Here is a 24256-nt window from a genome sequence, read left to right as displayed (position 1 = left end):
GGACGCGCCGGGGGCCCTCGTCGTACGTCCGTGACCTCATCCGCACCTGATCGGAGACCGCCGGGGTCACAATGAGCGGCATGGCACGAACCCCCCTCCGGGTGGCGCTGGTCGTCGCGGCACTGGCGGCGGGCCTGTCCGCCTGCCAGGCGCCGTCCCCCGGGCCGCGGACCCCGCCCGCCTCCCCCACCGGGTCGCCCGCCTCCGGCGGCGCTGTCTACGTCACCGGCGCGAAGGCGGGGGACGACCCCTGCGCCCGCGTCGTGTCCGCCATCGGCTACGTGGGGCTGACGCTGCTGCCGCCGGGGCAGGAGGAGGCCCAGCACTGGGACGGCGGTGTGCGCGGCCGGTTCGGTTATCTGCGCGGGACCCTGGAGATGTACGGCCCCCGCCTGCCGGCGTCCGCAGCGGACGCCGTCGCCGCCATCGACGCCGTCGCGCAGACCCTGTCCCTGGAGGCCACGGCCGCCGCCCGGCGTCCCGGCCTGGTGCGCCGGTATCGCGCGGCGTCCGCCGCCGTCCTGGCCGCCTGCGGCCGTTCCTGACCCCGGCGCCGTTCCTATATCACGCGCGGGCGCCCCGAGAACGCGGAAGGGCCCGCTCCACCGGGAGCGGGCCCAACGCGTACTGTGGATTCGACGTGCCGTGGTTCAGCCGGCGATCTTGCCGGTGTTGAAGGACACGTTCTTGTTGGTGTTGTCGGCGCTGTACTCGTAGATGCCGATCGTCGCCTCGGCCGGGTCACCGGCCTCGTTGAACTCGATCGGGCCGGACGCGCCGTCGAAGTCGATGTCCTTGCCGGCCGACAGCAGGTCGTTGCAGGTCTTGAAGTCCGTGCACTTCTCGCCGCCGCTGGAGACCTCCTGCAGCTTGGCCGCGATGTCCGCCGGCGCGTCGCTCTTGGCCGCGACGGCCGCGAGCGCGCTCAGGATCGTCGCGTCGTACGACTCAGGACCGTAGTTGAAGTCCTTGAGGTTCGGGTCGATCGTCATCAGCTTGGCCTTGAAGTCGTCGGAGACCTGGGCGCCCGGCTGGGTGCCCTTCGCTCCGTCGAGCGTGCCCTTGGGGAAGCCGTCCGCGCCCGTGCCGTAGTTGGACAGGTTGCCGTCGACGAAGTAGTACTTCACCTTCTTGGCGGTCAGGCCCTGCTTGACGAGCTCAGGAATGATCTTCTTGGTCTCGTCGAAGCCGATCAGCGCGATGGCCTTCGGGTTGGCTTCCTTGATCTTGGCGACGTCCGCCGAGTAGTCGGCCGCCTTCGGGTCGTAGATGACCTTCTCCACGACCTGGCCGCCGCCGCCCTCGACCGCCTTCTGCACGTTGTCCGCGAGGCCCGTGCCGTACGCGTCCTGGAGGGCCAGGATGCCGACCGCGTCGTTGCCGTCCGCGAGGATCAGGTCGCCGAGGACACGGCCCTGCAGCACGTCCGGCGGAGCCGTACGGAAGTACAGGCCCTTGTCGTTGTAGGTGGTGAACTGGTCGGACGTGTTCGCCGGCGAGATCTGCACGACGCCCGCGCCAGTGATCTTGTCGATGACCGACAGCGACACCGAGGACGAGGCGGCGCCCACGATCACGTCGGCCTTCTGCTGCAGCAACTTGTCGACAGACTGGGACGCAATGTTGGTGGACGTGTCACCCGAGTCGGTGTCGATCTGCACCACCGGCTTGCCGAGCACGCCACCGGCGTCGTTGATCTCCTTCACCGCCAGCCCGACACCCGCGAACTCCGGCGGGCCGAGGAAAGCCAGCGAACCGGTCTGCGGCAGCAGCGTTCCGACGGTGAGAACGCCGTCACCCTGCGCCGTGGCGGCGGCGGGCGCCGAGGACTCTGCCGCCGGCGCCGAGGAGGCCGGCGCGGCGCTGTCCTCGCCACCGCCACAGGCCGTGAGCGCGAGGCTGGCGGCCGCGGCGACGGCCAGCGCCCGCCCGAGGGGGGCAATGCGGATCATGAAGCATCTCCTTCATCCAGGCCCGGGAGTCGCCGGCGCGGCCGACTGGTCCCGATCGATGGCTGAAAGCTACAGAGGCTCGGCACGGCCCCACCAGGGATGCATCAGAACTGTCCACACTTGGATGCGGAGTCGTAATAACTCCTCAACTTAGCGGGGACGACCCCCTGAACAGGAGTCTTCTCGATCCGCGCCCGGCAGGCGACCTTCAGGCGGAGGGCTGGGCCTCGCCGCCGCTCTCGTTCACCACGATCTGCGCGACCTGGCGCATGCTCATGCGCCGGTCCATGGACGCCTTCTGGATCCACCGGAAGGCCTGCGGCTCCGTCCACCCGTGCTGGGCCATGAGCAGGCCCTTCGCGCGCTCCACCAGCTTCCTGGTCTCCAGCCGCTCCGACAGCGTGGAGACCTCCTTCTCCAGCGCGGCCATCTCATCGTGCCGGCTGACCGCCATCTCGATCGCGGGAACCAGGTCGGCCTTGGTGAACGGCTTTACCAGGTAGGCCATCGCACCCGCGTCCCTGGCGCGTTCGACCAGGTCACGCTGGGAGAACGCGGTGAGGATGAGGCATGGCGCGATCCGTTCGGAGACGATGCGCTCGGCCGCCGAGATCCCGTCGAGCACAGGCATCTTGACGTCGAGGATCACCAGGTCGGGGCGGAGCTCCATGGCGAGCTTGACCGCCGACTCACCGTCGCCGGCCTCGCCGACCACCGCGTAACCGTCCTCTTCGAGCATCTCCTTGAGGTCGAGACGGATCAGGGCCTCGTCTTCCGCGATCACCACTCGCCGCTGCGTACTCACGCACAAGAGGTTACCGACGTCCGCTACATTAGAACCACGCCAGGTGGAAGATGATCGACTGGCCAGCGGTCACCCCCGACTTGGACATATCGGGATATAACCTGATAAACGCCGGAATGATGGAATGGCAGACATAGACGCCTCAAAAGCGTCCGCCTGAAAGGGCGTGCGGGTTCGAATCCCGCTTCCGGCACTCAACGCGGCGAACGCGAAACTGTCGGTGACGACTGGCATGGTCGGGCCATGCGCCTTCCTGAGACCGTCACCCGCCCCGCATCTCTCAGATTTCCGAGCCCTGCGATCTCAAGCGCCGCCGGGGCCAAGGCGGACGGCGTCGAGGGCGAGGGAGAGTTCCACGACGTCCAGCGGCCGGGCCAGCGACCGCCCGGTGAGCTGCTCGATGCGGCGCACGCGGTTGAAGACGGTGTTGCGGTGGCAGTAGAGCTCGGCCGCCGCGCGGACCGCCGACCCCTCGCAGCGCAGCCACGCCTCCAGCGTCGCCAGCAGCACGCCGCCGTCGGGCGAGGCGGTGATCGGGCCGAGGACGCCGCCCGCGAGGTGCGCGGCCAGCTCCGGCTGGCAGACCACCAGCGCGGCCGGCAGCCTGCGGTCGAGCCGCGCGACCTCCGGCTCGCTCCCGGAGCAGGTGCGCATGGCCACCTCGGCGAGACGACGGGCCGTGCCGAGACTCGCGAGGCCTTCCACCACCGGGCTTACGCCGGCGCTCGCGCAGACGACCGGGGCGACGGCGGCCACGAGGTCGTCCAGCTCCCTGTCGCCGAGATAAACGACCGCCATCTCCAGGTCCGGCCGCATGCGCCACAGGAAGCGCAGCCCGCCGATCTCGTCGGGGCGGTGCACGCGGTCGGGCTGGGCGGGCAGCCGCGTCGTGACGACCGCATACCTGCCGTGCTCAGGCAGGCCGAGCGCGTCGGCGGCCAGGCCGGCCACCGCCGGGTCGGCGCGTCCCTCAAGGAGCGCGTCGAGCATGGCGTTGACGCGCTGGTTGGTCCGGCCGAGCAGCTCGTTCTCCCTGCGGCGGTAGGCGTCGGCCGCCGCCACGGCCTGGCGGTCGATGGCGTGCCACACGTGGGTGGCGCTGCGCAGCAGGGCGGGCTGCCGCTCCTGACCGTGGTCGCCGACGATGTCGATCACACCGTTCCAGGTGACCTGCGCGGCCAGGCGGTAGCTGCGCATGAGCGAGTCCAGCGGCAGCCCGAACTCGGCCCGCCTGTGCCCGACCGTCTGGGCGTAGGCGACGTCGCGCCGCTCGTGCCGGGGCTGCAGGATCGCGGTGATGCCGATCCGCAGCCCTTCATGGGTGCTCTTCCAGTGGTCCTCGTAGGGGACCGTCATGCGGTAGGCCTCGTCGCTGTCCCTGCCGCGCCTCACCAGCTCGTCGGCGAGCTGAGGGAGCCGTTCCAGCAGGCCCGCGGCGGAGGTCCGCAGCAGTTCCCTGACCTCGGAGTCCGTCCTGGACCTCATGACCCGAATGTGCCAGCCGGCGGCCTCCGGAACAAGGTTCGGTTTTCGTTTCGTGATACGGGATTGTGCGGGTGCACAGCGCAGGCCCGGCGGACATGGGCTGGGGTCCCGACTTGACCCCCGGCGCTGGACGGCCCTCGACCACGCTGGGTTGGGTGTGCCTTCATCGAAGTCACAGGAGGCGCGGATGTCTGGTGAGGCGGACCCGCCGGCCGGCGAGCCGGCGAGCGGCGGTCCGGAGAGGCCGGGCCTGCAGATCAGCGGGCTGGAGGTGCGGTACGGCCCCGTGCGCGCGCTGCGCGACGTCCACCTTGCCGTGCCCGATGGCTCGGTGGCCGCCGTGCTCGGCGCGAACGGCGCGGGCAAGACCACGCTGCTGCGCGCCGTGTCGGGGACGCTGCGGTTTCACAACGGCGCGATCACCTCGGGGACGGTCTCCTTCCGCGGGTCCCGCCTCGACGGCGCGCACGCGGCGGCCGTGGTGCGGCGCGGCGTGGTCCAGGCGCCGGAGGGACGGCGGGTGTTCGCCCGGATGACCGTGGCGGAGAACCTGCGCGCCGGGGCGCTGAGTGTGCCCCGCAGGCGCGCCGCGGCGGCCCGCGAGCGGGTGCTGGACCTGTTCCCCGTCCTGGCCGAGCGGGCGCGCCAGCGAGCGGGCCTCCTGTCTGGCGGCGAGCAGCAGATGCTGGCGATCGGCCGGGCCCTCATGGCCGGCCCTTCGCTGCTGCTGCTCGACGAGCCCACGCTCGGGCTCGCGCCGCTGATGGCGGCCAAGATCGCCGGCGCCGTACGGCAGATCAACGCCCAGGGCACATCCGTGCTGCTGGTGGAGCAGAACGCGGCGATGGCGCTCGCGCTGGCCGAGCGGGCGTACGTGCTGGAGGTGGGCGAGGTGACGCTGTCGGGCCCGTCGGCCGAACTGGCGGCGGGTGACGAGGTGCGCCGCCGCTACCTGGGGATCGGCGCGCCCAATACAGACCGACCGGTCGGTACCGATCCCGGCTTCGCCGGCGAAGGGCACGAGAGGACCGGTCTGGCGAGATGGACGGCATGACCCGCCACCGCGGCGAAGCGGGCGCACGCCCGGCGACACGCCTCCTCGCGCCCGCAGGAGACCAACCGGTCGGTACGGAGTGTGGGGACGGCCCGGCCGAGCTCGTGGTCAGCGAGCTGACGGTCCGCTTCGCCGGGCTCACCGCGCTCGACGGTGTCGGCTTCACCGTGGCCCCGGGCAGCGTGCACGCGCTGATCGGCCCGAACGGCGCCGGCAAGTCCACCTGCTTCAACGTGCTGTCGGGCGTCTACCGCGCCACCTCGGGCAGCGTACGGTTCGGCGGCGTCGAGCTGACCTCGCTGCGCCCGCACCGGGTGGCCGCGCTGGGCGTCGCGCGGACCTTCCAGAACATCGCCCTGTCCCCGCACCTCACGGTCCGCGACAACCTGATGCTCGGCCGGCACCGTCTGACCAGGTCGGGGTTCGTCTCCGCCGGGCTGCGGCTGCCGCCGGCCAGGCGCGAGGCCGTACGGCACGGCGCGCGGGTCGAGGAGATCGCGGCGTTCGCGGGCGTCGGCGAGGCGCTGCCCGTCCCCGTGGGCCTGCTGCCGTACGGCGCGCGCAAGCGGGTCGAGCTGGCCCGGGCGCTGTGCATGGAGCCGCGGCTGCTCCTGCTGGACGAGCCGGTCGCGGGCATGAACGGCGGCGAGCGGCGGGAGATGACCGCCCTCATCCGGTCGGCCCGCGAGAGTCTCGGCATCTCGATCCTGCTGGTCGAGCACGACATGAGCATGGTCATGCGGATCGCCGACACGGTGACCGTGCTCGACTTCGGCAGGCGGATCGCGCACGGCCCGCCCGAGGAGGTCCAGCGCGACCCCGAGGTCGTCCGCGCCTACCTCGGCGACTTCGGCTCCGGCGATGACGGCGGGGATGCGTGATGGCGGTCTTCCTGGAGCTGCTCGTCAACGGGGTCTCGGTCGGGGCCGTGTACGCGCTGATCGCGCTCGGCTTCGTGGTGATCTTCAAGGCGACCGAGGTGGTCAACTTCACGCACGCGTCGCTGCTGCTGGCCGGCGGCTACGTGATCGCGCGGATGCACCCGCTGATCGGGTTCTGGGCGGCGCTGGCGGCCGGGATCGTCGCGGCGGCGCTGGTCGGGGCGCTGGTGGAGTTCCTGATCCTGCGCCGGGCGCACGTCGGTTCGCGCGGCGTGCTCGCCATCGTCACGATCGGCGTGGACATCCTGCTCACGACCGAGCTCACTCGCAGGATCGGCACCGAGGTGCTCGCCCTGGGCGACCCGTGGGGTGACCGGGTGCTGCGGCTTGGCCCCATAACCGTCGCCGAGACCCGGGTCGTGGCCCTCGCGGTCGCCGGCGCCCTGATCGCGGCGTTCCTGCTCGCCTTCACGTTCACCGGCTGGGGCGTGGCCATGCGCGCCACGGCCGAGGACGCCGAGACCGCCGCGCTCATGGGCGTACGCCTCGGCCGGGTCTCGCTCAGCGCGTGGGCCGTCGCGGGGGCGCTCGCCGCGGTCGCGGCGCTGTTCCTGTGCGTCTTCCCGACGCCGGGTCTGGACAGGGGCACGGCCGCGGTGGCGATGAAGGCGTTCCCCGCCGCCATCCTCGGCGGGCTCGACTCGACCAGCGGGGCACTGGCCGGAGGGCTGATCGTGGGCGTCACGGAGACGCTGATGAACGGCTACCAGAGCGAGCTCGTGTTCCTTGGCCGCGGCATCGGCGACGCGGCGCCGTTCCTCGTGATGATCGTGATCCTGCTGCTGCGGCCCTCCGGGCTGTTCGGCACGAAGGAGCAGGCCCGTGTCTGACCCCACGCCCTCGGCCGCGACGCCCGGACGTGGCGTACTCCGGGCCGCGCTGTGGCTCCCGGTGCTCGCCGCGGCCGTGGTGGTGCCGTTCTACCTGGAGGGGTTCTGGCTGCAGGCGGGGCTGTTCGCGATGTCGGCGGCGATCGGCGCCATCGGGATCAACCTGCTGACCGGGGCGGCCGGGCAGCTGTCCCTGGGGCACGCCTTCTTCCTCGCGGCCGGGGCGTACTCCTACGTCTACCTGTCGTCGGACGTCGGACTGCCCACCCCGCTCGCGGCCCTGGCGGCGGTGGCGGTCGCGGGCGTGTGCGGCGGTCTGTTCAGCCCTATCGCCGGCCGCCTCAAGGGCGCCTACCTCGGCATCGCCACGCTCGCCCTGATCTTCGTCGGTCAGCACATCCTGTTCAACGCCGAGCCGGTGACCGGCGGCTTCAACGGGCGGCCGGTGCCGCCGATGGAGCTGTTCGGGTTCGTCTTCGCCGACACCCCCGAACTCGTGGTGCTGGACGTGCCGTTCGGGTCGCTCGAACGGCTGTGGTTCCTTGGGCTCGCGCTGCTCGCGGGCGCGGCGGCGTTCGCCCGGGGCGTGCTGCGCGGCCGTCCCGGCCTCGCGCTGATCGCGATCAGGGACCAGGAGATCGCCGCGGGCGTCATGGGCGTCCCCGTCGCGCGGTACCGCGCGGGCGTGTTCGTCCTGTCGTCCATGTACGGCGGGCTCGCCGGGGTGCTGGTCGCCCTGGTGTTCCAGCGGGTCGTGCCGGACCACTTCGGCATCCTGCTGTCGCTCGACCACCTCGCGATGATCGTGATCGGCGGCCTTGGCTCGGTCGGCGGCGCGGTCGCGGGGGCCGCCTTCGTCTCCCTGCTCCCCCAGCTGCTCACGCGCTACGGCGACGCTCTGCCTCTGGTGGCCGAGCCCGGGTCCGGCGGGGTCTCCCCGGCCGAGGCCGCGCGGATCCTCTACGGCGCCGCCGTCGTCGCGGTGGTGCTGTTCCTGCCCGGTGGCCTCGCCGGGCTCGCCACGCGGCTCGGCCGCGTACGACTCAAGGAGCTCAAATGGGCGAAATCAGCAGCCGCGCCGGAATCGCGGCGTTAGCCCTGCTGTCCCTGGCCGTCGCAGCCACGGGGTGCGCCAGCGGCAAGGCGACCGGCGGCGGAGACGCCGGGGCGGCGAGCGACGACGGGGTCAGGACCGGCCCCGGCGTCGCCGCCACCACGATCACCGTGAGCGCGCTCACCGACCTGACCGGCCCGTACGCGTCGTTCGGCAAGAGCCAGACGCAGGCGCAGCAGCTGTACTTCGACCAGGTCAACGCGAGCGGCGGGGTCTGCGGCCGGAAATACGAGCTGGTCGTGCGCGACCACGGCTACGACACGCAGAAGGCGGTGGCCGCCTACACCGAGGTCGCGCCCAGGTCGGCGGCGATCGCACAGTTCATCGGATCGCCGATGATCACGGCGTTGAAGCAGCGCATCGACGGCGACAAGCTGCTCACCATCCCGATGGCCTGGGCGACCACGCTGCTCGGCAGCCGGGCCATCCAGGTGACCGGCACGACGTACGACATCGACATGATCAACGGCGTCGAGTTCCTCACGAAGGAGAAGGGCGTCCAGCCCGGCGACAAGATCGGGCACCTGTACTTCGAGGGCGACTACGGCGAGAGCGCGCTGAACGGCTCGAAGTACGCCGCCGACAAGCTCGGCCTGCAGGTCGTCGAACAGAAGATCAAGGCGACCGACCAGGACATGAGCGCGCAGGTGGCGGCGTTCAAGGCGGCCGGGGTGAAGGCCGTGCTCGTCTCGGTGGGTCCCCGGCAGACCGCCTCCCTGGTCGGCGTGTCGCTGGCCAAGGGCATGGACGTGCCGTTCGTCGGCAGCAACTCGGCGTACTCCCCGCAACTACTCGGCACGCCGGCCGGGCCCGCCCTGCTGAAGGACTTCTACTACATCTCGGCGGGGACGCCGGTCAGCGTGAAGAACCCGGCGATGCAGAAGCTGGTGGCCGACTACCAGGCGAAGTATCCCGGCGAGACGCTCGACAGCGGCGTGCCCACCGGCTGGAGCGCCGCGATGATCGTGGACGAGGCGATGAGGAAGGCGTGCGAGGCCAAGGACCTCAGCCGGGACGGCGTCCTCACCGCCCATCGCTCGCAGTCGGGCTTCGGCGGCGACTTCGGCACACCGATGGACTTCACGTTCTTCGACAGGCCCGCCTCCCGGTCGTCGTACGTGCTCAAGCCCGACAAGGCGGCACTCGGCGGCGCGGTCGTCTTCAGAGAGCCAGAGGTCTCCGCCCTCGCGAAGGACTACCCCATCCCCACCAGCTGACCCCACCGGGGCAGATGGAGAGAAGGGGAGAGGGAAAGAATAGGGATGGCGTGATCTTGTAGTTTGTCGCAGGGATGCCCCTCGAACTGCGCGGATTCCATTCGTGATCATGCGATTTTTTCCACCCGACGGCCTCCACCTGCGCCCACGCCCTTCGTGATCATGCAAGTGCAAGATCACGAAGGGCGTACGGCCTGCTCACAGCGCGGATGCCACACATCACTGCAAGATCACGGAGCGCTGAGGCCCAGGTCAAAGGGTATGCGTGCGACAAACTACAAGATCACGGCGGGGTGAGGCTGTTGAGCCAGGCGTGGTGGAGGCGGGCGAACCTCCCGGCTCCGGCGATGAGGCGGCCGGGCGGGCCGTCCTCGACGATCCGGCCGTGCTCCATGACGAGCACCCGGTCGGCGATCTCCACGGTCGACAGGCGGTGCGCGATGATCAGCGCGGTCCGGTCGGCGAGGATCGTCCGCAGCGCCCGCTGCACGAGCCGCTCGCTCGGCACGTCGAGACTGGAGGTCGCCTCGTCCAGGATCAGCACGGCGGGGTCGGCGAGGAACGCCCGGGCGAACGCCACCAACTGCCGCTGCCCCGCCGACATCCGCCCGCCGCGCTTGCCGACCTGCGTCTCGAACCGGCCGGGAAGCGCGGAAACGAACGTGTGCGCGCCGATCGCCTCCGCGGCCCGCTCGATCTCCGCGTCCGGCGCGCCGGGCCGCCCGAACCGCACGTTGTCCGCGATCGTCCCGCTGAACAGGTAATTCTCCTGGGTGACCATCACCACGTGGCGGCGCAGGGTGTCCTCGTCGAGGTCGCGCAGGTCGACGCCGTCGAGCAGCACCCGCCCGGCGACCGGGTCGTGGAACCGGGCCACGAGCTTGGCCAGGGTGGTCTTGCCCGCGCCCGTGGTGCCGACGACGGCCACGGTCTGCCCGGCGGGGATCTCCAGGTCGAGCAGCGGCAGCACCGGCGGGCCGTCGCCGTAGGCGAACCTGACGCCCTCGAAGCGCAACGCCCCGGCGGCGCGCGGCAGCGGCGCCGGGCGGCGCGGCTCGGCCACCGACGGCCGTTCCTCCAGCACGCCCGACAGCTTCTCCAGCGCCGCCCCGGCCGACTGCAGGGCGTTGTAGAACTGCGAAATCTCCTGCATCGGCTCGTAGAACTGGCGCAGGTAGAGCAGGAACGCGGCGAGCACGCCGACCGTGACCGTGCCGTGCAGCGCGAGCAGGCCGCCGTACAGCAGGACGGCGGCGACCGTGACGTTGCCGATCAGCTTGACGCCGGGCATGAACACGGCGACCAGGCGCATGCCGCGCGTGTTGGCGGCGCGATAGTCCGCGTTGAGCCGCTCGAAGATCTCCTGGTTGCGCTGCTCCCGCCGGAACGCCTGCACCGCGCGGATCCCGGTCATCGACTCCACGAAGTGGACGATGACCAGCGCGACCGCCTCCCGCGTACGGCGGTAGGTCACGCTCGACTGGCGGCGGAACCACCGGGTGAACAGCAGCAGGACGGGCAGCGGCAGCAGCGCCACCAGACCGAGGCGCACGTCGAGCACGAGCAGCATGACCGCGGTGCCGCACAGGGTGAGCACGGCGGTGACGAGGCCGTCGAAACCGGAGTCGAGCAGTTCCGCGATGGCGTCCACGTCGGAGGTGAGCCGGGAGATGACCCGCCCCGAGGTGTACTTCTCGTGGAACGGCAGCGACAGCCGCTGGAAGTGGTCGAAGACCCGGCGGCGCAGCTCCAGCAGGATGTCCTGCCCGATCCTGCCCGACATCTGCAGGAACGCCTGCCGGGTGAAGGCCTGCGTGAGCGCGCCGGCCAGCAGCGCGCCGACGATCGCGAGCAGCGTGCCCGCGCCCTGCCCCCGCAGCATGGGCGGGATGCCGTCGTCGATGCCCTCCTTCACCAGGTACGGCAGGGCCAGGCCGGCCGCGTTGGACGCCACGATGACCGCCGTGAGCACGGCGATCGCCCGGCGGTGCGGGCGCAGCAGGTCGGCGAGCAGCCGGCGCGACCGGGTGCGCAGCAGCACGGAGACGCGCTCGGAGATCTCGTCCCTGTCCTCCGCGGCCACCCCCCGCCACGTGTTCTCCGCCTCGCGGGTCATCGCATCGATCCCTCGGGGTCGAGGTCGGCGTCCTGGGCGAGCAGTTCGCGATACTCCGGCACGCCGGACAGCAGGTCGCCGTGGCGGCCGACGTGGGTGACGGTGCCGTCGCGCAGCAGCGCCACCCGGTCGGCGAGCAGCACCGTGGAGGCGCGGTGCGCCACGACGATGCCGGTGGCCTCCGCGAGCACCCGGCGCAGCGCCTCCTCGACCAGCGCCTCGGTCTCCACGTCGAGCGCCGACAGGGTGTCGTCGAGCACGAGCACCCTCGGCCGGCCGAGCACGGCCCTGGCCAGCGCGAGCCGCTGCCGCTGACCACCCGACAGCGACATGCCCTGCTCGCCTATCCGGGTGTCGAGGCCCCACGGCAGGTCGTAGGCGAACGTCGCCTGCGCGATCTCCAGGGCCTGCCTGATCTCCTCCTCCGAGGCGTGCCCGTGGCCGAGCGTGACGTTCTCGCGCACGCTCATGGAGAAGAGCGTGGGCTCCTCGAACGCGGTGGCGACGACGGAGCGCAGCGACGCCAGCGACAGGTCCCGCACGTCGCACCCGTCGATCGTGACGCGCCCGGCGGTGACGTCGAGCAGGCGGGGCACGAGCGCGGTCAGCGTCGTCTTCCCCGATCCTGTCGCCCCCACGAGGGCGACGGTCTCCCCCGGCCGCACCTCCAGCCACACGTCGCGCAGCACCGGACGGGCGGCCCCCGGGAAGCGGAACTCCACGCCCTCGAAGCGCACGTGACCGCGCGGGCGCTCGATGACGGCCGGGCCGCCGCTGATCTCGGGCACGGTGTCGAGCACCTCGACCACCCGGTCGGCCGAGGTCATCGCCTCCTGGCCCATGGCGAGGATGTATCCGAGCGAGGCGACGGGCCAGACGAGCTGGAGGACCAGCGTGGTGAAGGCGACCAGCGTGCCCAGCGTCAGCGCGCCGGCGCCCACCGCGATCGCGCCGAGCAGCAGCACCAGGGCGAGCGTGACATTCGGCACGACCTCAAGGAAGGTGAAGAACCGCGAGGCAAGCCGCACCTTCGCCAGCGACGTACGTCGGATCTCACGCGCGGCGGAGGCGAAGTTCGCGAAGACGTGCTCGCGCCGGCCGAACGCCTTGACCGTGCGGATGCCCACGGCCGACTCCTCGACCAGCGTGGCGAGGTCGCCCTGCTGGTCCTGCACCTGCCGGGAGATGACGATGTAGCGCCGCTCGAACCGCAGCGACAGGACCACGACAGGGACGGCGGAGCCGGCGACGAGCAGGCCGAGCGGCCAGTACATCCGCAGGAGCACCACGGTGACCGCGGTGAGCTGCAGGATGTTCATGATCAGGAACAGCACGCCGAAGCCGAGGAACCGGCGGATCGTCGACAGGTCGCTCGTCGCCCTGGACAGGAGCTGGCCCGACTGCCACCGGTCGTGGAAGCTCATCGGCAGCCGCTGCAGGTGCCGGTAGAGGTCGTCGCGGATGGCGGTCTCCAGGCCGAGCACCGGCCCGGCCTGCGACCACCGGCGGACGAACGTGAGGACCGCCTCGGCGACGCCGAGGCCGAGGGCCAGCAGCCCGAGCGGGACCAGCCCGCCGCGGTCCCCGTGGGCGACGGGACCGTCGATGATCTCCTTGCCGACGAGCGGGATCACCGTGCCCGCCGCGATACCGAACAGCGCCGCGACCCAGGACACCACCAGGCTGCGCGCGTACGGCCGCAGATAGGACCGCAACCGCCACAGCGAGCCCCACGAGGACCGGCGGGCACCGGGCCCCCGAGCCTGTGCCTGCTCCTGTGCCTGTTCCTGTGGGGAGTCCATCAACGGGCGCAGCGCTCCTCCGGCGTCTGACAGGACAGGACGACTCGCTCCTGCCATGCTCCGTCGGAGGGCGCCGCCCTTCAAGGGGGTTTCGCCCGCGGCCGGGTGTCACAACCCGGCGGAGCCGCCTCAGCGCGGGTGTGCCACCGCCGAGCCGATGGTGTGGACGCGCAGGGAGTTGGTGGAGCCGTGGTTGCCGGGGGGCGAGCCGGCCACGATGACGATCTTGTCGCCCTTCTCGCAGACGCCGAGCGACAGCAGCGAGGCCTCCACCTGGCGGACCATGTCGTCGGTGTGGTGGACGAACGGCACCTCGAACGTCTCCACGCCCCACGTCAGCGCGAGCTGGCCGCGCACCAGCGGGTTGGAGGTGAACGCCAGCAGCGGGATCGGCGAGCGGTAGCGGGCCAGGCGCCTGGCGGTCTCGCCGGACATCGTGAACGCCACCAGGGCCTTCGCGTTGACGACCGCGCCGACCTCGGCCGCGGCGCGGGCGATGGCGCCGCCGGTGGTCTCCGGCAGCCGGTCCAGCGTGTGGGTGGCCTGCAGGGTGGTGCCCTCCGCGGCGACCGCGATGCGGTGCATCGTCGAGACCGACTCGATGGGGTAGGTGCCGACCGAGGTCTCGCCGGACAGCATCACCGCGTCCGCGCCGTCCATCACCGCGTACGCCACGTCGGACGCCTCGGCGCGGGTGGGCCGGGGGGCGCTCATCATCGAGTCGAGCATCTGGGTGGCCACGATGACGGGGTGGGCCTTCTCCCGGCACAGCTCGATGATGCGGCGCTGGACGATCGGCACCTGCTCGAGCGGAAGCTCGACGCCGAGGTCGCCGCGGGCGACCATGACGCCGTCGAAGGCGTCCACGATCTCCTCGAGGCAGTCGACGGCCTGCGGCTTCTCGATCTTGGCGAGGAGCGGGAGCCTGACGCCCTCCTGCTCCATGATCGCGTGGACGAGCGCGGCGTCGTCGGGCGACCGGACGAACGACAGGGCGATCATGTCGAAGCCGGTGCGCAGCGCCCAGCGCAGGTCCTCCTCGTCCTTCTCCGTCATCGCGGGCGCGCTGACGGCGACACCGGGGAGGTTCAGGCCCTTGTTGTCCGAGATCATGCCGCCGATGACGACGCGGGTGACGACGCGCGGCCCTTCGACCGCGGTCACCTCGAGGTTCAGCCGGCCGTCGTCCACGAGGATCGTGTCACCGGGCTTGACGTCGCCCGGGAGGCCCTCGTACGTGGTGGAGACGGTGTCCCGGTCGCCGGGGACGTCCTCTGTCGTGATCGTGAAGACGTCGCCGAAGCCGAGCCGCACGGGACCGGAGGCGAAACGGCCGACACGGATCTTGGGGCCCTGCAGGTCCGCGAGGACGCCGACGGCACAGCCCAGCTCGTCGGCGGCGGCTCTGACCCGGTCGAACACCTCCTTGTGCAGCTCGTGGCTACCGTGCGAGAGGTTGAAGCGGGCCACGTTCATGCCCGCCTTGATGAGCTCGCGTAGGCGCTCCGGCGAGGAGGTGGCGGGCCCGAGGGTACAGACGATCTTTGCTCGACGACTCACAGCACTACCCTAATTGGTACAGACCACTTGCAATGACGGCGCACACAGCTGTCGCCAAATGTTCAGACACTTCACGAGATCATCCGCGTGCCCTAGCCTTGGCAGCCATGGGACGTACCCGGGCCTGTGGCACAATAACGGCGCTGCTCACCTTGGCCGCGTGCGGAGGCCAGGGTACCGAATCGACCACCCCGCCGACCGGTGTTTCGGTATCGCTGAACCAATGGCGCAGCGACGAGGCCTCCCACTCGCTGGAGGTCTCGGTGCGCAACGACACCAACACGCGGGTGCGCTTCCTGGACGTCCAGCTGGTCACCGGCTCGTTCGCGACGCTCCCGCCGACCCCCATGGACACCACCCTCGGCAGGACGCCGCGCACGGACCTGCGGATCCCGTACGGCGAGGCGCGCTGCGACCCGGCGACGATCCCCCCGGTCCAGCCGGCCACGGTGGTCGCGCGCGTCCAGGTCGGCGAGGAGCCGCCGCGGAAGGTGGAGTTCCCGGTCCGGCATCCCGATCCCACGCTGGAGGGCCTGGTCAAGGCCGAGTGCGGGGCGTACATCCTGCGCCAGTCGGTGGACGTGACGTTCGGGGACGAGTGGACGCGGGTGGGCCGGGCGCTCCACGGCAGCCTACTCGTCTCGAGGAAGGGCGGATCCGAGCCGGTCACGATCGACGACCTCGGCGCCACCACGCACTACACGATGTTCCCCCGCTCCGGCGAGCGCAGGCCGGTGGCGGTGCTCGCGGCGGACGCCACGCGGCTGGAGATCCCTGTGGAGGTCACCCCGATGCGCTGCGACTGGCACGCCTTCGCCGAGGCCAAGAAGGCCTACCTGTTCCCCGTCTACGGGATCGTCGGCGGCGGCGAGAGGCGCTACCTCATCGCGACGCCTCCGGACGCGGTGCAGCGGACGTTCCTGTCGTACGCCCAGGACGTGTGCGGCGTCGGCGGCTCCTGACGGCGAGACCGGCCCACGAGGCGAGCACGACGGCGATCACGGCCAGCCGCACGTGCGTGACGTACGCCTGCGGGTAGACGACGCCCTCGATGTAGGTGTCGATGAAGCCGCCGGCCAGCAGGCCGCGCTCCCCCGCCGCCGCCCGCCCCCAGTTCTCCAGCGCGGTCAGCGGGCACTCCACGAGCCCGGCGAGCTGCACCACCCCCCAGGCGCACAGCGCGAGGTGCGGCCAGATCAGCCGGGGCCGCCACCACGCGAGGAGGCCGCCCAGGGCGATGTAGGCGATGACGAGGAAATGCGCCACCATCGTGGCCTGCCAGACGAGCTGGTAGATCATGGTCTGCCCTCCTCCGTGAAGGAGGGTAGGCCGCCGAGGCCCGCCGGGACATCCGGCGGGCTACTCAGGCGCGTACTCAGCCGGGCTCAGCCCGCGACGGTGGCGGCCCGGGCGGCGTCGACCAGGCCGTGGCCGAAGAAGCCGTTCTTGGCCGACGGCCCCTCGCATACATGGCTGTCGCCGGTGCTGTAGCTGAAGGTCCGCGGCGAGGGGCACCCCTTGGGGATCGCCGTCGCGTACAGCAGGCGCTCCACCTGCGCGGGGTCCATCTGGAGGCCGCCCTTGCCCGGCTTGCCGAACCGGCCGATGATCAGCGCCGCCACGCCGGTGACGTGCGGCGCGGCCATGGACGTGCCCTCCATGTACTGGTAGTAGGCGCACTTCCCGCCCTGGCAGTCGCGGATCACCGAGGACGTCTTCGGCTTGCCCGAGGAGTCGAGGAGGCCCTTGGCGCGCAGGGCGTTCTCGGGGGCGGCGGCCAGGATCTCCCTGGCCACTCCCTTGAGATCGGTGCCGCCGTCGAACATGTCGCCGCCCGGCGCGGCGATGTCGGTCTGCTCGACGCCGTAGTCGGAGTAGCCCGCCTTACGCCCGCTCGGGCCGACCGAGGAGACCGAGATGACGCCGTCGAGCTCGGCGGGGACGTTGAGGCAGCTGTTGTCGATGGGCCGCTTCTTCTCCGCCCCCGGCGGGAAGTCCGGGCTGGAGGTGTCGTTCTTCGGCTTGCCGAGGTCGCCGCCGGCGTTGCCGATGGCCGTGACCAGCGTGACGTCGTGCGCCCGTGCGTACTTGACCGCCCTGCGCATCCCCTCCAGGATCCCCCGCTGCTCCAGCCGCTCCCTGGGCGTGTCGCTCGGGTTGTTCGCGCAGTTGAACGTCCAGGGGTCGACGTAGAAGCTCATGTTGACCACGTCGACGCCGACGTCGGCGGCGTACTGCAGGGCGTCCATGGTGGGCTTGAGGAAGAAGAAGCCCGAGTCGGTGCCGGCGCGGAGGTTGACCAGCGAGACGTCGGGCGCGACCCCGCTGACGCCGATGCCGTTGATCGGCGAGCCGATCGTGCTCGCGACGTGGGTGCCGTGGCCGTCGTCGTCGACGTCGGCCGGGTCCTTGCAGGTCTTGTGCTCGCAGGGCCCGTCGAGCTTCTTGCCGTTGTCGTCGTTGGGCTGGTCGATCACGAAGTTGCGGCTCAGCGCCCGGTTGAAGTTGGGCGCGATGTCGGGGTGCTTGCCGTCGACGCCGGTGTCGATGACGCCCACGAGCACCTTGTGGCTGCCCCTGGCCTTGGCGTACGACCCGGTGGGCGTGGCGCCGATCATCTTCATGTCCCACTGGCGTGCCGACAGCGGGTCGCCGCCGGGCGCGCGCCCTGCCCGCATCGCGGCCGGCGCGCCGCCGGACACGGGCGCGCCCGCGCTCCTGCCGACGGGACGGTCGAGCGTGACGCCGACCACCGACGAGTCCGCGCCGAGCTTCACGGGGTCGGACGCGCGGACGACGAGATATCCGAGCTTGTCGTTCGCGCTCCGCACGACGCCCCCGGCCGCCTCGGCAGCCCGCTGCGCGGCGGCCCGGCCGCCGTCGGTGTAGAAGACCAGGTAGTCCTGCGAGGGCTCGGACGCGGCCGCCGTCCCCGGCAGGCCCGCGGCCGCCAGCCCGCCGAGCAGAGTGATGGACATGATGGCCCCGGCGAGCCGCCCCCGTGTGCGCAACGATCCTCCTCGATAGCGGGCCCCGGCGCCGGGGCCCCTCGATCCGGGCTCAGCATCCTCCCGGCAGCCGCGTGCTCTGGCAAACCACGGCCACCGAACTGGGATATGCCCGTTTTATCCCCTCGGTGATCGGCCGGCCCGGCCTGGAACCGGCAGCCGTGGTCCGGTCCCCTGGGACCACGGCTGCCGGATCGCGTCTCAGACCAGGGGCCGCGCCGTCGGCGGGATGGCCACGGGCAGGACGGTCCGCCCGCTCAGGAAGCGGTCGACCGCCGCGGCCGCCGACCGGCCCTCGGCGATCGCCCACACGATCAGCGACTGGCCCCGGCCCATGTCCCCTGCCGCGAACACGCCCTCGACCGACGTCTCGTACGACGCGTTCCTCGCCACATTACCCCGGGCGTCGAAGAACGACTCCGGGTCGCCGGACAGCGCCGCGAGGTCGTTCAGCAGCGGGCCCTTCTCCGGGCCGAGGAAGCCCATCGCGAGCGTGACCAGGTCGGCCGGGATCTCCCGCTCGGTGCCGGGGATCGGCCGGAAGCCCGACGCGGGCCCCTCGACCTCGACCAGCCGCAGCGCTCGCACGTTGCCCTCGTCGTCGCCGGCGAACTCCCGGGTGGACACCGCGTACACGCGGTCGCCCGCCCCCGCCTCCAGCTCCTCGTGCGCGCTCTCCATCTTGAACAGCATCGGGTACGTCGGCCACGGCTGGCTGCCGGGACGGGTCGCCGGCGGCCTCGGCATGATCTCCAGCTGGGTGACGGAAAGCGCGCCCTGCCGGATCGCCGTGCCGATGCAGTCGGCGCCGGTGTCACCGCCGCCGATGACGACGACGTGCTTGCCCTTCGCCGAGATCGGTGACTCCGCGTAGTCGCCCTCCTGCGCCTTGTTGGCCGGCGGGAGATACTCCATCGCCTGGTAGACGCCCTTCAGGTCACGGCCGGGCACCGGCAGGTCGCGCCATGCCGTGGCGCCGCCCGCCAGCACGACCGCGTCGAACTCCTCGCGCAGCTGCGCCACCGTGATGTCCACCCCGACGTCGACGCCGGTGCGGAACTCGGTGCCCTCGGCCGCCATCTGGGCGAGGCGGCGGTCGATATGCCGCTTCTCCATCTTGAACTCGGGAATGCCGTAGCGGAGCAGCCCGCCGATCCGGTCTGCCCGCTCGAACACGACCACGTCGTGCCCGGCCCGGGTGAGCTGCTGCGCGGCGGCGAGGCCGGCCGGGCCCGATCCGACGACCGCGACCTTGCGGCCCGTCGTGGCGGCGGGCGGCTGCGGCGTGACCCAGCCCTCGGCGAAGGCGCGGTCGACGATCTCGACCTCGACCCGCTTGATGGCGACGGGGTCGGAGTTGATGCCGAGCACGCACGCCGACTCGCACGGCGCGGGGCACAGGCGGCCGGTGAACTCGGGGAAGTTGTTGGTCGCGTGCAGCCGCTCGATCGCCTCACGCCAGTCGTCGCGGTAGACGAGGTCGTTCCACTCGGGGATGAGGTTCCCGAGCGGGCAGCCGTTGTGGCAGAACGGGATGCCGCAGTCCATGCAGCGGGCCGCCTGCTTGGTGAGCGCGGGCTTGGGGAAGTCCTCGTAGACCTCGCGCCAGTCGCGGATGCGGACGTCGACCGGGCGGCGCGCCGGCAGCTCGCGCCCGTGTGTCAGGAACCCCTTCGGGTCAGCCATCGGTGTACCCCCCTTATCCGTGTGCGGCGGCCATGACCGCCTCGTCGATGTCGCGGCCCTCGGCCTCGGCGGCGGCCCGCGCCAGCAGGACCCGCTTGTAGTCCGACGGCATGACCTTCGAGAACCGGCCGAGCGCGGCGTCCCAGTCGGCGATCAGCGCCTTCGCCACGGTCGACCCGGTCTCGGCGAAGTGCCTGTCGACGATCTCCCGCAGGAGCTCGGCGTCCTCGGCGTCCAGCGCCTCCAGCTCGACCATCTCGCGGTTGACCCGCTCCGGCCGCAGGTCGAGCACGTACGCGACGCCGCCCGACATGCCGGCGGCGAAGTTGCGGCCGGTCGAGCCGAGGACGACGACCCGGCCGCCGGTCATGTACTCGCAGCCGTGGTCGCCCACGCCCTCGACGACGGCGGTCGCGCCGGAGTTGCGGACGCAGAACCGCTCGCCCACGATGCCGCGGACGAAGACCTCGCCGGACGTCGCGCCGTACAGGCCGACGTTGCCGGAGATGACCTGCGTCTCGGCCTCGAACGGGGCGTCGGGATGCGGGCGGACGACGAGGCGGCCGCCCGACAGGCCCTTGCCCAGGTAGTCGTTGGCGTCGCCGGTCAGCCGCAGCGTGACGCCGCGCGGCACGAACGCGCCGAACGAGTTGCCGGCCGATCCGGTGAACGACACGTCGATCGTGTTGTCCGGCAGGCCCTCGCCGCCGTACCGCTTGGTGACCTCGTGGCCCAGCATGGTGCCGACCGTGCGGTTGACGTTGCGGATGGGCAGTTCGAGCGTCACCGGCTCACCGAGGTTCAGCGCGCCCTCGGCGAGCTGGATCAGGGTGTTGTCCAGCGCCTTGTCGAGCCCGTGGTCCTGCTCGACGACCTTGCGGCGCGGGGTGCCCTCGGGCAGCTCCGGCCGGTGCAGGATCGGCGACAGGTCGAGCCCGGCGGCCTTCCAGTGCTCGACCGCCTGGGTCGTGTCGAGCAGGTCGGCCCGCCCGATCACCTCGTCCAGCGAGCGGTAGCCGAGCTCGGCGAGGTACTCGCGCACCTCCTGGGCGACGAACTCGAAGAAGTTCACCACGAACTCGGGCTTGCCGGTGAACCGCTTGCGCAGCTCGGGGTTCTGCGTGGCCACGCCCACCGGGCAGGTGTCGAGGTGGCAGACCCGCATCATGACGCAGCCGGACACCACCAGCGGAGCGGTGGCGAAGCCGTACTCCTCGGCGCCCAGCAGCGCCGCGATGATCACGTCGCGGCCGGTCTTGAGCTGGCCGTCGGCCTGCACGACGATGCGGTCGCGCAGCCCGTTGAGCAGCAGCGTCTGCTGGGTCTCGGCCAGGCCGAGCTCCCAGGGGGCGCCCGCGTGCTTGATCGAGGTCAGCGGGGAGGCGCCCGTGCCGCCGTCGTGGCCGGAGATCAGCACGACGTCGGCGTGGGCCTTGCTGACGCCCGCCGCCACGGTCCCGACCCCGACCTCCGCGACCAGCTTCACGTGAACGCGGGCGCGCGGGTTGGAGTTCTTCAGGTCGTGGATGAGCTGGGCCAGGTCCTCGATCGAGTAGATGTCGTGGTGCGGCGGCGGCGAGATGAGGCCGACGCCGGGCGTGGAGTGCCGGGTCTTGGCGATCCACGGGTACACCTTGTGGCCGGGCAGCTGGCCGCCCTCGCCGGGCTTGGCGCCCTGCGCCATCTTGATCTGCAGGTCGTCGGCGTTGACCAGATACTCACTGGTCACGCCGAAGCGGCCGGAGGCCACCTGCTTGATCGCGCTGCGCCGCTCCGGGTCGTACAGCCGCTCGGGGTCCTCGCCGCCCTCGCCGGTGTTCGACTTGGCGCCGAGCCGGTTCATCGCGATGGCCAGCGTCTCGTGCGCCTCCATCGAGATGGAGCCGTACGACATGGCGCCGGTGGAGAACCGCTTCACGATCGACTCGACCGGCTCGACCTCGTCGATCGGCACGGGCGCGCCGGCGGGGCGCAGCCGGAACAGGCCGCGCAGCGTCATGAGCTTCTCGGACTGCCCGTCCACGAGGGACGTGTACTCCTTGAAGATCTCGTACCGCCGGGTGCGGGTGGAGTGCTGCAGCTTGAAGACGGTGGTCGGGTTGAACAGGTGCGGCTCGCCCTCGCGGCGCCACTGGTACTCGCCGCCGACCTCCAGCCGCCGGTGCGGGTTCTCCGCGCGGGGGTAGGCCCGCGCGTGCCGCTCGAGCGCCTCCGTGGCGAGCACGTCGAAGCCGACGCCGCCGAGGCGCGAGGTGGTGCCGGTGAAGCACTGGTCGATGACCTCGGCGCCGAGGCCGAGCGCCTCGAAGATCTGCGCGCCGGTGTAGGAGGCGACCGTGGACACGCCCATCTTGGACATGACCTTCAGCACGCCCTTGCCGTACGCCTTGATCAGGTTGCGCACGGCCTTGCGCGGGTCCAGGTCGAGCGCGCCGGTCGCGATCATGTCCTCGACCGTCTCAAGGGCGAGGTAGGGGTTGATCGCGCTCGCGCCGTACCCGATGAGCAGGGCCATGTGGTGGCACTCGCGGGCCTCGCCGGTCTCGATCACGAGGCCGACGCGGGTGCGGGACTTCTCCCTGATGAGGTGGTGGTGCACCGCTCCGGTGAGCAGCAGCGACGGGATCGGCGCCCGCTCGCGGGAGGACCCGCGGTCGGACAGCACGATGATCCGCGCGCCGTCCTCGATGGCACGGGAGACCTCGGCGCGGATCTCCTCCAGCCGCCGCACCAGCGCCTCGCCGCCGCCTGCCGCGTCGAACAGGCCGGACACGACGTACGGCTGGAAGCCCGGCAGCGCGCCCTCGTCGTTGATGTGGACGATCTTGGCGAGCTCGTCGTTGTCGATCACCGGGTAGGGCAGCACGAGCCGGCGGCAGGACGCGGGGCCGGGGTCGAGCAGGTTGCTCTCCGGGCCGATCGTCGACTGCAGCGAGGTGACGAGCTCCTCGCGGATGGCGTCCAGCGGCGGGTTGGTGACCTGCGCGAACAGCTGGCTGAAGTAGTCGAACAGCAGCCGCGGCTTCTCGCTCAGCACCGCCACCGGGCTGTCGGTGCCCATCGAGCCGATCGGCTCGGCGCCGTTCCTGGCCATCGGCGTGAGGATGACCCGCAGCTCCTCCTCGGTGTAGCCGAAGGTCTGCTGCCGCCTGACCAGCGCCTCGTGGGTCGGGTGCTCGTGCTCGCGCTCGGGCAGCTCCTCGAAGCGGACCAGGCCCGCGTGCAGCCACTCGCCGTACGGCTCGGCGGCGGCGAGCTCGGCCTTGATCTCGTCGTCCTCGATGATCCGGCCGCGCGCGGTGTCCACCAGGAACATGCGGCCCGGCTGCAGGCGGCCCTTGCGGACGACCTTCTCCTGCGGGATGTCGGACAGCACGCCCGCCTCGGAGGCGAGCACGACCAGGCCGTCGTCGGTCACCCAGAACCGGCCGGGACGCAGGCCGTTGCGGTCGAGGACCGCGCCGACCAGTGTGCCGTCGGAGAAGGTGATGGACGCGGGGCCGTCCCACGCCTCCATGAGGGTGGAGTGGAACTCGTAGAAGGCCCGGCGGGCCGGGTCCATCTCCGTGTGGTTCTCCCACGCCTCAGGGATCATCATCAGCACGGCGTGCGGCAGCGACCGGCCGCCGAGGTGCAGCAGCTCAAGCGTCTCGTCGAACGAGGCGGTGTCGGAGCCGTCGGGGTCGCAGATCGGGAACAGCCGCCGCATGTCACCGGGGATGAGGCCGGTGGCGAGCATGGCCTCGCGGGCGCGCATCCAGTTGCGGTTGCCGCGCACGGTGTTGATCTCGCCGTTGTGCGCGACGTACCGGTACGGGTGGGCCAGCGGCCAGGAGGGGAAGGTGTTGGTCGAGAAGCGCGAGTGGACCAGCGCGATGGCGCTGACGTAGCGCGGGTCGGCGAGGTCGGCGAAGAACGGCTCGACCTGCAGCGAGGTCAGCATGCCCTTGTAGACGATCGTCCGCGAGGACAGCGAGGAGAAGTAGACGTCCGCCTCGTGCTCGGCCCTCTTGCGGAACGCGAACACGAGCCGGTCGAGGTCGACGCCGGTCTCGCCGCCCGGCGAGGTCACGAACAGCTGGGCGAAGTGCGGCATGACCGCGCGGGCGGTGGCGCCGGGCAGGTCGCGGTCCACCGGCAGGTCGCGCCAGCCGAGGACGGTCACGCCCTCCTCGGCGGCGATCTGCTCGATGAGGCCGACCGCGATCCCCCTGGCCTGCTCGTCCAGCGGCAGGAAGGCGGTGCCCGCGGCGTACGCGCCCTCGGGCGGCAGCTCCTGGTGCCAGCCGAGATCGGCCACGACGGCGCGGAAGAACGCGTCGGGGATCTGGGTGAGGATGCCCGCACCGTCGCCGGTGTCCGGCTCGCTGCCGCTGGCACCCCGGTGGTCGAGGTTGCGGAGCGCGGTCAGCGCCTTGGCGACGATGTCGTAGCTGCGGCGGCCCGCGACATCGGCCACCATGGCTACGCCACAGGCGTCGTGCTCGAATCCGGGGTCGTAGAGTCCCTGGGGCTCGGGGAGACCTCCGGGAAGGCCAAGGCGGGCAGCAGGCATGTAGTCACTCCCGTCGTCAATCTGCGTGGAACAGAGGGACGACGCTGGCCCTGCTGCGGTTGAGTGCTTTAGAGATTACAACACGCTGCCGGAATAGTGCCCCCCAGGTCCGCTTCGCGAACCTTCACAGG

17 protein-coding genes and 1 tRNA gene are annotated in these 24256 nt (G+C 71.4%); 8 read left to right on the top strand and 10 right to left on the bottom strand.

What is annotated here, in order from left to right; genetic code table 11:
- Window positions 1-80: 80 nt before the first annotated feature.
- The gene (locus HHX31_RS03740; RefSeq protein ID WP_169944987.1) at window positions 81-545 is read left to right on the top strand and encodes a hypothetical protein; all 465 of its coding nucleotides are present in this window, start codon (window positions 81-83) and stop codon (window positions 543-545) included.
- A 105-nt stretch (window positions 546-650) separates the two neighbouring features.
- Here the strand turns inward: HHX31_RS03740 and HHX31_RS03735 are convergent, their stop codons facing one another.
- Together HHX31_RS03735 and HHX31_RS03730 are read right to left on the bottom strand one after the other, a co-directional pair.
- Window positions 651-1952, bottom strand: a complete 1302-nt coding sequence (locus HHX31_RS03735; protein ID WP_169944985.1) for an ABC transporter substrate-binding protein — start codon at window positions 1950-1952, stop codon at window positions 651-653.
- Window positions 1953-2160: 208 nt separating this feature from the next.
- A complete protein-coding gene (locus HHX31_RS03730; protein WP_169945597.1) occupies window positions 2161-2739 on the bottom strand; it encodes an ANTAR domain-containing response regulator in 579 nt (192 codons plus the stop codon).
- Between the two features lie 128 nt (window positions 2740-2867).
- Here HHX31_RS03730 and HHX31_RS03725 point away from each other — a divergent pair.
- A tRNA-Leu gene (locus HHX31_RS03725) sits at window positions 2868-2950 on the top strand.
- A gap of 110 nt (window positions 2951-3060) precedes the next feature.
- Here HHX31_RS03725 and HHX31_RS03720 read toward each other — a convergent pair.
- Window positions 3061-4242, bottom strand: a complete 1182-nt coding sequence (locus tag HHX31_RS03720) for a CdaR family transcriptional regulator (RefSeq protein WP_169944983.1) — start codon at window positions 4240-4242, stop codon at window positions 3061-3063.
- Window positions 4243-4429: 187 nt separating this feature from the next.
- On the opposite strand from HHX31_RS03720, the gene HHX31_RS03715 reads away from it, so the two are divergent.
- The 5 genes from HHX31_RS03715 to HHX31_RS03695 are packed head-to-tail and all read left to right on the top strand — an operon-like array spanning window position 4430 to window position 9398.
- Window positions 4430-5296 carry an ABC transporter ATP-binding protein gene (locus HHX31_RS03715; protein WP_169944982.1) on the top strand — a complete coding sequence of 289 codons (867 nt, stop codon included), beginning with the start codon at window positions 4430-4432 and terminating at the stop codon, window positions 5294-5296.
- Window positions 5293-6177, top strand: a complete 885-nt coding sequence (locus HHX31_RS03710) for an ABC transporter ATP-binding protein (protein WP_169944980.1) — start codon at window positions 5293-5295, stop codon at window positions 6175-6177. Before HHX31_RS03715 ends, HHX31_RS03710 begins: the two co-directional genes overlap by 4 nt.
- Window positions 6177-7067: a branched-chain amino acid ABC transporter permease gene (locus HHX31_RS03705; RefSeq protein WP_169944978.1), complete on the top strand. Its 891-nt coding sequence runs from the start codon at window positions 6177-6179 to the stop codon at window positions 7065-7067. The genes HHX31_RS03710 and HHX31_RS03705 overlap by 1 nt, the downstream gene beginning before the upstream one ends.
- Window positions 7060-8163, top strand: coding sequence for a branched-chain amino acid ABC transporter permease (locus HHX31_RS03700; RefSeq protein ID WP_169944977.1), 1104 nt, complete (start codon window positions 7060-7062; stop codon window positions 8161-8163). Before HHX31_RS03705 ends, HHX31_RS03700 begins: the two co-directional genes overlap by 8 nt.
- On the top strand, window positions 8124-9398 hold the full coding sequence (locus HHX31_RS03695) for an ABC transporter substrate-binding protein (protein ID WP_169944975.1): 1275 nt from the start codon (window positions 8124-8126) through the stop codon (window positions 9396-9398). Before HHX31_RS03700 ends, HHX31_RS03695 begins: the two co-directional genes overlap by 40 nt.
- Window positions 9399-9681: 283 nt before the next feature.
- Here HHX31_RS03695 and HHX31_RS03690 read toward each other — a convergent pair whose 3' ends face one another.
- The 3 genes from HHX31_RS03690 to pyk form a co-directional block, all read right to left on the bottom strand.
- Window positions 9682-11514 carry an ABC transporter ATP-binding protein gene (locus HHX31_RS03690; RefSeq protein WP_169944973.1) on the bottom strand — a complete coding sequence of 611 codons (1833 nt, stop codon included), beginning with the start codon at window positions 11512-11514 and terminating at the stop codon, window positions 9682-9684.
- Window positions 11511-13316, bottom strand: a complete 1806-nt coding sequence (locus HHX31_RS03685; protein ID WP_169944964.1) for an ABC transporter ATP-binding protein — start codon at window positions 13314-13316, stop codon at window positions 11511-11513. Before HHX31_RS03685 ends, HHX31_RS03690 begins: the two co-directional genes overlap by 4 nt.
- A 129-nt stretch (window positions 13317-13445) precedes the next feature.
- Window positions 13446-14876, bottom strand: a complete 1431-nt coding sequence (pyk, locus tag HHX31_RS03680; RefSeq protein WP_169944962.1) for a pyruvate kinase — start codon at window positions 14874-14876, stop codon at window positions 13446-13448.
- Between the two features lie 263 nt (window positions 14877-15139).
- On the opposite strand from pyk, the gene HHX31_RS03675 reads away from it, so the two are divergent.
- The gene (locus HHX31_RS03675) at window positions 15140-15838 is read left to right on the top strand and encodes a hypothetical protein (RefSeq protein WP_169944960.1); all 699 of its coding nucleotides are present in this window, start codon (window positions 15140-15142) and stop codon (window positions 15836-15838) included.
- Here HHX31_RS03675 and HHX31_RS03670 read toward each other — a convergent pair.
- From HHX31_RS03670 to gltB, 4 genes are all read right to left on the bottom strand, one after another.
- Window positions 15759-16175 (bottom strand): DUF2784 domain-containing protein, encoded by a 417-nt coding sequence (locus HHX31_RS03670; RefSeq protein WP_169944958.1) that lies wholly within the window; start codon window positions 16173-16175, stop codon window positions 15759-15761. The two genes, HHX31_RS03675 and HHX31_RS03670, sit on opposite strands and share 80 nt — an antisense overlap.
- 86 nt (window positions 16176-16261) lie before the next feature.
- Window positions 16262-17887 (bottom strand): S8 family serine peptidase, encoded by a 1626-nt coding sequence (locus tag HHX31_RS03665; RefSeq protein WP_249345358.1) that lies wholly within the window; start codon window positions 17885-17887, stop codon window positions 16262-16264.
- Between the two features lie 198 nt (window positions 17888-18085).
- Window positions 18086-19570, bottom strand: a complete 1485-nt coding sequence (locus HHX31_RS03660; protein WP_169944956.1) for a glutamate synthase subunit beta — start codon at window positions 19568-19570, stop codon at window positions 18086-18088.
- Between the two features lie 13 nt (window positions 19571-19583).
- Window positions 19584-24125, bottom strand: coding sequence for a glutamate synthase large subunit (gene gltB, locus HHX31_RS03655; protein ID WP_169944954.1), 4542 nt, complete (start codon window positions 24123-24125; stop codon window positions 19584-19586).
- Window positions 24126-24256 lie beyond the last annotated feature (131 nt).

The sequence above is a fragment of the Microbispora sp. H11081 genome (genome assembly GCF_012999535.1).
Lineage (GTDB): Bacteria > Actinomycetota > Actinomycetes > Streptosporangiales > Streptosporangiaceae > Microbispora.
Note: the sequence above shows the minus strand (reverse complement) of the source record. Positions and strands in the feature narration are given on the sequence as shown.

What these genes read in the sequence shown, in the direction of transcription:
- HHX31_RS03660 (WP_169944956.1), bottom strand. Translation starts at nt 19,570, where the DNA reads ATGGCTGACCCGAAGGGGTTCCTGACACACGGGCGCGAGCTGCCGGCG.
- HHX31_RS03735 (WP_169944985.1), bottom strand. Translation starts at nt 1,952, where the DNA reads ATGATCCGCATTGCCCCCCTCGGGCGGGCGCTGGCCGTCGCCGCGGCC.
- HHX31_RS03715 (WP_169944982.1), top strand. Translation starts at nt 4,430, where the DNA reads ATGTCTGGTGAGGCGGACCCGCCGGCCGGCGAGCCGGCGAGCGGCGGT.
- HHX31_RS03685 (WP_169944964.1), bottom strand. Translation starts at nt 13,316, where the DNA reads ATGGACTCCCCACAGGAACAGGCACAGGAGCAGGCACAGGCTCGGGGG.
- HHX31_RS03670 (WP_169944958.1), bottom strand. Translation starts at nt 16,175, where the DNA reads ATGATCTACCAGCTCGTCTGGCAGGCCACGATGGTGGCGCATTTCCTC.
- HHX31_RS03720 (WP_169944983.1), bottom strand. Translation starts at nt 4,242, where the DNA reads ATGAGGTCCAGGACGGACTCCGAGGTCAGGGAACTGCTGCGGACCTCC.
- HHX31_RS03705 (WP_169944978.1), top strand. Translation starts at nt 6,177, where the DNA reads ATGGCGGTCTTCCTGGAGCTGCTCGTCAACGGGGTCTCGGTCGGGGCC.
- HHX31_RS03690 (WP_169944973.1), bottom strand. Translation starts at nt 11,514, where the DNA reads ATGACCCGCGAGGCGGAGAACACGTGGCGGGGGGTGGCCGCGGAGGAC.
- HHX31_RS03740 (WP_169944987.1), top strand. Translation starts at nt 81, where the DNA reads ATGGCACGAACCCCCCTCCGGGTGGCGCTGGTCGTCGCGGCACTGGCG.
- gltB (WP_169944954.1), bottom strand. Translation starts at nt 24,125, where the DNA reads ATGCCTGCTGCCCGCCTTGGCCTTCCCGGAGGTCTCCCCGAGCCCCAG.
- HHX31_RS03695 (WP_169944975.1), top strand. Translation starts at nt 8,124, where the DNA reads ATGGGCGAAATCAGCAGCCGCGCCGGAATCGCGGCGTTAGCCCTGCTG.
- HHX31_RS03710 (WP_169944980.1), top strand. Translation starts at nt 5,293, where the DNA reads ATGACCCGCCACCGCGGCGAAGCGGGCGCACGCCCGGCGACACGCCTC.